The organism is Nostoc sp. DedSLP04 (genome assembly GCF_034530775.1).
Taxonomy (GTDB): Bacteria; Cyanobacteriota; Cyanobacteriia; order Cyanobacteriales; family Nostocaceae; genus Nostoc.
Genome location: NZ_JAVRCL010000118.1, coordinates 1 through 8,096, shown reverse-complemented (window position 1 = coordinate 8,096; position 8,096 = coordinate 1). Strand labels below are relative to the sequence as shown.

The window sequence follows — 8,096 nt, the reverse complement described above, 5'->3', positions numbered from 1 at the left end:
AAATTGGTTTAAAAATTGCTGCTACTGTACCTCATAAACTCCGAATCTGCTGTAATTTGTTAAAACTAGAATTTTAAAGCTCAAAGGTTCGACGATGAGGCTCAAAGGTTCGACGATGGAGCTAAAAGGTTCGACGATGAAGCTAAAAGGTTCGACGATGAAGCTAAAAGGTTCGACGATGAGGCTAAAAGGTTCAACGACGAAGCTCAAAGGTTCGACGATGAGGCTCAAAGGCTCGACGATGAAGCTCAAAGGTTCAACGATGGAGCTAAAAGGTTCAACGACGAAGCTCAAAGGTTCGACGATGAAGCTAAAAGGTTCAACGATGAGGCTCAAAGGCTCGACGATGAAGCTCAAAGGTTCGACGATGGAGCTAAAAGGTTCAACGATGAGGCTCAAAGGTTCAAAGTTCACCCTTAAAAGCTCAAGTTTCATCCTTATCTCTCTCACTTTCCTCTTGTCCCTAACAAAATGCTTATTACCCTACTTTTCGTCGCTCTACTAGCTTTCTACGTCGCCTGGAATCTCGGAGCAAACGATGTTGCTAATGCAATGGGAACCTCCGTAGGTTCCAAAGCTGTCACCCTCAAACAAGCACTAATAATTGCTGGGGTATTAGAGTTTACGGGTGCTGTGTTGTTTGGACATGAGGTAACGGAAACTCTAGCAACGAAAATTGCTAATCCCGCCTTATTCGCAGCTACACCCCAAATATTCGTAACTGGAATGGTAACGGTACTAATATCCTGTGGTGTGTGGTTGCAAATTGCGACATCACGCGGTTTACCTGTATCGTCTTCTCATGCGGTTGTTGGTGCGATCGCTGGATTTAGTTGGGTAGCTTTGGGAGTAAATGCAATTGATTGGTCATCAATTGGCTTAATTACCATTGGCTGGATTTTAACGCCGTTAATTAGTGGTGCGATCGCTGCTTTATTTTACAGTCAAATCAAGCACTGGATTTTAGATCGACCCAATCAAGTAGTTCAGTTACAAGAATGGATTCCCTGGTTGAGTACTCTGCTGCTAGGTGTCTTCGGCGTGATTGTATTACCATCGCTAACTGAACCGCTAACCAATTTTGTAATTGAGCAAGTTGGTTTTACGATCCCTTCTCATGACATCCCCCTATTAATCGGTGCAATCGCAGCAGTTGGACTCACAGTCATGAGTTGGCGACAATTGGAAGATAAGAGAGACAAGGGAGAAATACTCCCCAATCCCGTAGAAAGATTATTCGCCCGATTCCAACTACTAAGTGCTTGCTTTGTAGCCTTTGCTCACGGTTCTAATGATGTGGGAAATGCGATCGCTCCTTTAGCTGCGATCGTTTACATCAATCGCACTGGTAGCGTACCTACTGATGGTATAACTATCCCCCTTTGGATTTTAATCCTTGGTGGTGCTGGTATTGTTGGTGGTTTAGCTGTCTGGGGAAAAAAAGTCATTGCTACCATTGGCGAAAACATCATTGCCTTGCAACCCAGTAGTGGATTTTGTGCCGAGCTGGCAACTGCTACCACCATCCTCATCGCCTCCCGACTAGGTTTACCAGTCTCCACTTCCCACGCTCTCGTCGGCGGTGTCGTTGGTATTGGACTAGTGCAAAATCTCAAGTCGATTAAGTTTCAAACATTAAAAGGTATTGCTGCCGCATGGCTAATTACAATCCCCGTGAGTGCTGCCCTTAGCGCTGCCATTTTCAGCATTGCCCAGATTTTATTCTTCTAAGAATTATTAATATTTTCCAAACTTTTCCTTTACTGGAATTTACTCAAAGAAAAACCCAGACTGCAACAACGCCAAAAAAAGTGTGCTTTTGCAGAATTGCTGCTCATTCATTAGAATGTTGTGCAGGGGATAACGTAACTTAGAATTTCCACAGAAGGATACTTTAATCCCCGTTTAGAGATATAAACTGTCACACCAGTTACATTCCACACAAATTTACAGTTAGTTTTGCAAGTCAGACAATTTGGTGGGGATATCTAGCGACGAGTTGCCTACGCACACGCATCTCTGAATCTTTGACAATTATTATTGGCAGCAAAACAATAAATATTTATTTGGAGTGAGATTTCTTTAAAAGTAAAATTTCATTGGCAAATAATTTATGAAAATTAAACTGACCAAAATAAAAAAGTCTCTATTTAAGGGACTTCCAGGCGTGGCGATCGATCGAAAATCCTTTCGGGTTGGGCAATCCCCTAGACTCTCTAGCGTCGCTAACTATGGGAATCGCCATCGCTCTTAGCGTCTCCCCTTGGGAGAAGACGGGTGCTACCTCATCAAAATTCCCAATCTAATGGTTAAATACTTATCAATGTTGAAGAGAACACGGTGTAGTAAGCTGTATGGCAAACTTAGGATGCTTTGCTAACTTGTGTTCAGTATGACAGAATTACGTTGAAATGCGGAAGTGCTGTTAAAATTTTTAATTTATCTGACAAAATACAGGAAATTAGGATGACCGCCAATAAAGTGTACGGGAAGCAGCTTTATCGTCAAAGTATTAGAGGTTAGAAGCTAATGGGGCGATTCGAGAAGCAACCAGAAAACCCAAGAGTCAGAGGGGAGCTATCTAGAGCAGCAGAAAATGCTCTTTGGGCTTTAGTTGAAGACTTAGAAAATCTTCAGCAGAATGTCCTCAGAGGCTTGCAGGAAGACGTAAAGCGGCTTCAGTCAGAAAAAAATCGGTTATCTGATGAGATTCAAAGCTTGGTAGAGGAAAAAGAGCATTTACAACAAGTGCGCCAAATCACCGAGCAGCAAGCGTTAATTCGGCAACTGGCAGAAGTTCTGGCAAAGCATATATCTTCACAACTGCAATCCTCTCTGGCAACTTTAGCTAATCAAAGCATAGAGGGCAAATCTTACGAACAAGCCGCGCTCAAGTCTGCTGAAGTGAGCAGCAATGTAGTCGGTGAAATCAATGAAAAAGTCGAACATATGTTTGACAGTCTCGATGACACCGTTACTGTTACCTTTAATTCCTTACAACAGGAGCTGAAGAACTATCAAAGTAATCTTTCCCAACAGTTGTCACGGATGTATAGCCAGCAGCAGCAAGGGGAAACGATTTTGGCGGAGTTTGTTAACCGCCTGCATGGAGAACTAGAAAAAACTATAGAAGAAACTTCACGTAAATCAGCAACAGCAGGTATACCTACTGTTTTGCAGTTTACAGAGCCAGAAAAAAACAGTTCTGTTGAAACATCCTTACCAGAGTTTGAGCAAGTAGTAAGAAATTCCCTTGAGCCAATTTCACCGATTTCCAATCAATTTTCACCAAGGGAAACAACATTAGAACCGCCGATTGTTAAAGAAAACACCGCGCCTCCAATTTCTTCTCCCAGCAAAAATTTATCGGTAAGGGAAACGACATTAGAGGCGCCGATTGTTAGAGAAAACGTTGCGAATCCAATTTCTTCTCCCAGCAAGGATTTGTCGCCAAAAGAAACAACATTAGAGCCGCCGATTATTAAAGAAAACGTCGCGAATCCAAGCAAGGATTTGTCGGTAAGAGAAACGCCATCAGAATCTACTGCGGCTATAGTTCCGCCATCGAAGGATAATGCCACCGAGCCAATTTCTGTCCTTAATCAGGAATCGCCGGAAAACGAAACTAAATCAGAGCCTTCGATCGCATCTGTGCTACAGCCGAGAATAATCCGACCTTCTCTGAAGATTCCTACTGAACCACTTTCTGTCCGCCGTAAGAACGTATCGCAAAGCAAAGCTGAACCCTCATCGACCACTGCGCCAGAACCGCAGGTGGAAGCAAAACCCCCACAATCGCGATCGCCTAATTCTTCTAACTCATCGACACTCAAAATCGGTTTGTTTTTGATCGTCTTATCGGCAGTGGTATCGTCGCTTTACAACGTAGCCATCAAAGTGATTTTCCACGAAGGTTCCCAGATTTTTGGAGTATTAGAGGTAGAACAATTGCTACCGCCGACTTTGGGCAATACTCTGTTAATTTTGACGCTACGGTTTATGGTAGTCGTACCATTAATGGTACTTTTGTCTCCGATATTGCATCCAAGACTGTGGCAAGACTTGGAAACTTTGTCTGCTTCAGTCCGAGGAAATGCTACACCTGCCAATGCAGCTACCAAGCAGATTTTGGTGTTGTCAATTGTGAGTGGGTGCTTTTTGTTTTTATCTCAGGTACTAATCTATATTGCGATCGCTCAAATCACAACTGGAATGGCGATCGCACTGTTCTTTATCTATCCAATGGTTAGCGGTCTATTCTCGTGGTTTCTGTTTCGCGATCGCCCCACTCTATTCCGCATCGCCGCGATCGCCGCGATTTGCTGCGGTGAATTGTTGGTTTTAGGAGGTTCTCCCAGCATCGGTATCGGTAATACTTCAATGGGAAGCAGCACCGCCATTCTTTCGGGTGTGGCTTTTGCTGCCTACATAATTCTGACGCGAGTCTGTGCTAGCAAACTCCATCCGGTGACTTTTACTTTAATTAACTTCACTACGATGTTGTTGTTGAGCTTTATCTGTTTGATGCTACCTTTGCCAAGCAGTTGGAATTTGGTAGTAGTTGACCCCTCGAAAATGTTGGAATTGGTTTTAAGCGCGTTTATTTTAGGCGTGCTAACCCTTGCAGGTTATTTACTCAATAATGTTGGTATTAGTAAACTAGGTGCCTCGCGATCGGCGCTCATCGGTGGTAGCATCCCAGTTTTAACCGTGATTTTCGCTGGGTTAATCATTCAAGAAAATTTGGATATTGTGCAAATTCTGGGAGTGTTATTTGTAACCTTTGGCGCGGCTGCTTTCAGCTTTGAAACAATGCGAAATCAGGTTAAACCCTCTAGTCCCACGAATTAAATGGCGAGTTCAATCAGCTTAAGAGTGATAGGAGCTACTTTACTCCTCATCACTCTCAGCATCAATCCTGACGCTAATGTGACAAACAAGATCCCCGACTTCTCAAATAAGTTGGGGATTTAAATTTTTACGAATAATTTCAGAATGCTGTATAGGTGCAGATAACACTTAATAGATCGGCAAGCAGTATTCAGAATAAATCGACTTGTAATATATTTTTAGGAATTTAGCCTGATACAGGTAGGGAAAACACGTATATGTAAGCAATATGAGTAGTACTGACTCCAGCAATTGGGCACAAGTACTTGCTCAGAGAGAAGATTCGCAAGGAGTTAAGACTATTGCAGCATATTTTGGAACTAAGAGATGGAGAAGTCGCAGAAATGCTTAGAGGAACTCATTGTTTCAAGCCAAACGTACTTAATTGATATTAGGCGGTGAACCTACCTATTTTTCCAGTATGGGAGGCAAAGTAAGTGGGCAAGAATAGACTAACTTATGTTAAGCAATGTAAATTACATGAAATTGCCTTGTAGTGAGGACTAAAGCCCTTATCCTTTGGTTTTATTTGTCCCTAATGGGGAAGTTTATCAGACCGCACTAAGTCACTACAAATCTTTAATTATTCACACCCACTTACTAATTTTGTTTTGTAAGATGGTATCTTGATTTCTGTCGTTTTATACAAGCTCACTGAATCTGCGATCGCCAAAACACCCAGAAAAAGAAGCTTTTATCGTACCTTACTACGGATTATCACTCTTTTCTCGCAACCAACTATCTACGTAATTTAAGCCTCTGAAATATATAAAATAGCGAGGTAAAACATACTTAAAAGTAGCCAATAAATTAGTTAAATCATGAAAATTTAAAATTCTTTCATGAAAGAAATATAAATTTATGGCAAAAAACTTTTTAAACAATCATCGGATAGAACCCAAGATGTTTTATTATATGTATGGCTATTAACTAATTTTTCGGTTATTAGCACGAGCAGCAAAGCCTTATAGATACGCGATTTAATTGGGAATAATCGCGGCTTTTTGTGTCCAATCATCATATAGAAAATAATAAATAAAACTGGGATTTAGGCTAGATATAAAATATCATCAAACCTTGATTTAAGCAGAATATAAAATATTTAAATAGTCATCATTTATAAACTTTAAAATGCATAATTTTATTTCCAAACCAAAAAATAGTGATATGATGAGGAACAATATTTGAAAAACAACAGGTATTTTGAAATTGGAATTATTTGCTCTACTTGATGTCTATTCTTTTCCCTCAAGCCAACGGCTGATACTGCCGAGACATCACTGGAGGTTGTGAACGGAATGATAGTTTACAACGGGCTGTATAGCTCAACCTCTAAATTTGGCTACACCTGGTAAACGATTTGTTTTGAGACAATTCCCAATTATTTCTAGTCAATTGTGTACTACAAATAATTCGCCAAAGTTGCAAAAAAGCATCTTTTTCTAGTAACAGATATCCCAGATTAACTGCGTAAACTAGTTTTTATTCTGAGTCGGCATAGCGCCATCATTCGGTGTATGCAGCTTGACGTTGTTGCTCTTGAAAGATGAAAAAAACCAGAAAACTGAAAGGCTTTGGAGATTAATTGCAGCATAGTTGAGTGTTGGGACATAAAGCACTGTTAAGCTATATTTGGTGGTGTCTCTAATTTTCCGGTTAGATGCTCCAGACAGTTATAGTCACAACTACTAACTCTGCTTTTTTAGCAGGAAATATGCGAAAACGGTAGTTTGCGCTACCACCGATATCATCGTTATCGCATACTAATATAGTTTGAAGTAAAGACAGCCTTCAGCCAGGTGTATACTACCTAATTCTCACTCGATTAAAAATTTTGTAAACGTGCTATTCAATTGTCTGTAATATGAGTAACGACATAGATCTGATCAAACGTCTTGACCCCAGTGCGATGGATCAGATCATGCTTTATCTGGCTTTTAGTGCCATGCGGACGAGTGGGCACAGGCATGGGGCATTTTTAGACGCAGCCGCAACAGCAGCAAAGTGTGCAATTTACATGACCTATCTAGAGCAGGGACAAAACCTGCGAATGACAGGGCATTTGCATCACTTGGAGCCAAAACGAGTAAAAATTATTGTAGAAGAAGTCAGGCAGGCACTAACAGAAGGCAAACTGTTAAAAATGCTGGGTTCTCAAGAACCTCGCTATTTAATTCAATTGCCTTATGTCTGGCTAGAAAAATATCCTTGGCAACCGGGGCGATCGCGCGTTCCTGGTACTAATCTGACAAGTGAAGAAAAAAGACAAATTGAGCAAAAACTGCCCAGTAATTTACCTGATGCTCAGTTAGTTAGCTCCTTTGAATTTCTGGATTTGATCGAGTTTTTACACAAGCGATCGCAAGAAGACTTACCACCAGAACACCAAATGCCTTTGAGTGAAGCTTTGGGCGAACATATTAAGCGCCGTCTGCTTTACTCAGGAACGGTAACACGGATTGATTCTCCTTGGGGAATGCCCTTCTACGCGCTTACCCGTCTTTCTTATACCCCAACAGACGATGAAGAACGTACACACATCACCGTGGAAGATACTGCTCGGTATTTCCGCATGATGAAAAATTGGGCAGAACGGCGACGAAATGCCATGCGCTTGCTGGAAGAACTTGACATCCTCCCAGAAAAAATGGATCAGGCTATGGAAGAATTGGATGAAGTTATCCGTGCCTGGGCAGACAAATATCATCAAGACGGTGGTATTGCAGTGGTTTTACAGACAGCTTTTGGTGAAAGAGAAGACTAGTACAACTAACTGTGCAAACTGTGCAAAATCCTAAATTCCCAAAGCTGAGAAACTGACGTGAGTTCAACTAATCTCTCTCCAACTCCTCTTTGCGTTGGAGAGGAGAATTATAATCGTTTTTCATTTATTTCAATGAAATGCTTACCTGGTCAGCGGACACTTTGGGAACAGTACTAGGTATCGTATGCCCACAAGTGGCAGAAGTGCTACGGAAGTTTGTCCTAGCTAATAGAACGTTTGACGAAAGTTGCATTAGCGTACAATCCGCCTAAAAGTTCGCATGATATCTTTGTAGTCTAGATAATACCAGATGTTGACATCATTGAGAAGGGCAAAAGGACGGCTTTTTTGGGCGAGGTAGAGAAACTTCTGCAACCTTTTGATGATGATATAGCAACCGCCAAGGCGGTTAAGCCATAAACTGGAAGTAGACCTTGATGAA

General features: G+C 41.4%; 6 protein-coding genes. 4 read left to right on the top strand and 2 right to left on the bottom strand.

What is annotated here, in order from left to right; translation table 11 throughout:
* Positions 1–21: 21 nt before the first annotated feature.
* Positions 22–435 (bottom strand): hypothetical protein, encoded by a 414-nt coding sequence (locus tag RMX89_RS34090; protein WP_322692096.1) that lies wholly within the window; start codon positions 433–435, stop codon positions 22–24.
* A gap of 36 nt (positions 436–471) precedes the next feature.
* Between RMX89_RS34090 and RMX89_RS34085 the strand changes: the two genes are divergently transcribed.
* From RMX89_RS34085 to hetR, 4 genes are all read left to right on the top strand, one after another.
* Positions 472–1,731, top strand: a complete 1,260-nt coding sequence (locus RMX89_RS34085) for an inorganic phosphate transporter (protein ID WP_322692095.1) — start codon at positions 472–474, stop codon at positions 1,729–1,731.
* A 382-nt stretch (positions 1,732–2,113) separates the two neighbouring features.
* Positions 2,114–2,254 (top strand): hypothetical protein, encoded by a 141-nt coding sequence (locus tag RMX89_RS34080; RefSeq protein WP_322692094.1) that lies wholly within the window; start codon positions 2,114–2,116, stop codon positions 2,252–2,254.
* Between the two features lie 275 nt (positions 2,255–2,529).
* Positions 2,530–4,851, top strand: coding sequence for an EamA family transporter (locus RMX89_RS34075; RefSeq protein WP_322692093.1), 2,322 nt, complete (start codon positions 2,530–2,532; stop codon positions 4,849–4,851).
* Positions 4,852–6,754: 1,903 nt separating this feature from the next.
* Entirely contained in the window at positions 6,755–7,654 is a 900-nt protein-coding gene (gene hetR / locus RMX89_RS34070; protein WP_094349731.1) for a heterocyst differentiation master regulator HetR, read from the top strand.
* 252 nt (positions 7,655–7,906) lie between these two features.
* Here the strand turns inward: hetR and RMX89_RS34065 are convergent.
* The coding region (locus RMX89_RS34065) for a hypothetical protein (protein WP_322692092.1) at positions 7,907–8,096 on the bottom strand (190 nt) is incomplete at its 5' end.

Coding starts and splice junctions, on each gene's coding strand:
- hetR (WP_094349731.1), top strand. CDS start 6,755: ATGAGTAACGACATAGATCTGATCAAACGTCTTGACCCCAGTGCGATG.
- RMX89_RS34090 (WP_322692096.1), bottom strand. CDS start 435: ATGAAACTTGAGCTTTTAAGGGTGAACTTTGAACCTTTGAGCCTCATC.
- RMX89_RS34075 (WP_322692093.1), top strand. CDS start 2,530: ATGGGGCGATTCGAGAAGCAACCAGAAAACCCAAGAGTCAGAGGGGAG.
- RMX89_RS34080 (WP_322692094.1), top strand. CDS start 2,114: ATGAAAATTAAACTGACCAAAATAAAAAAGTCTCTATTTAAGGGACTT.
- RMX89_RS34085 (WP_322692095.1), top strand. CDS start 472: ATGCTTATTACCCTACTTTTCGTCGCTCTACTAGCTTTCTACGTCGCC.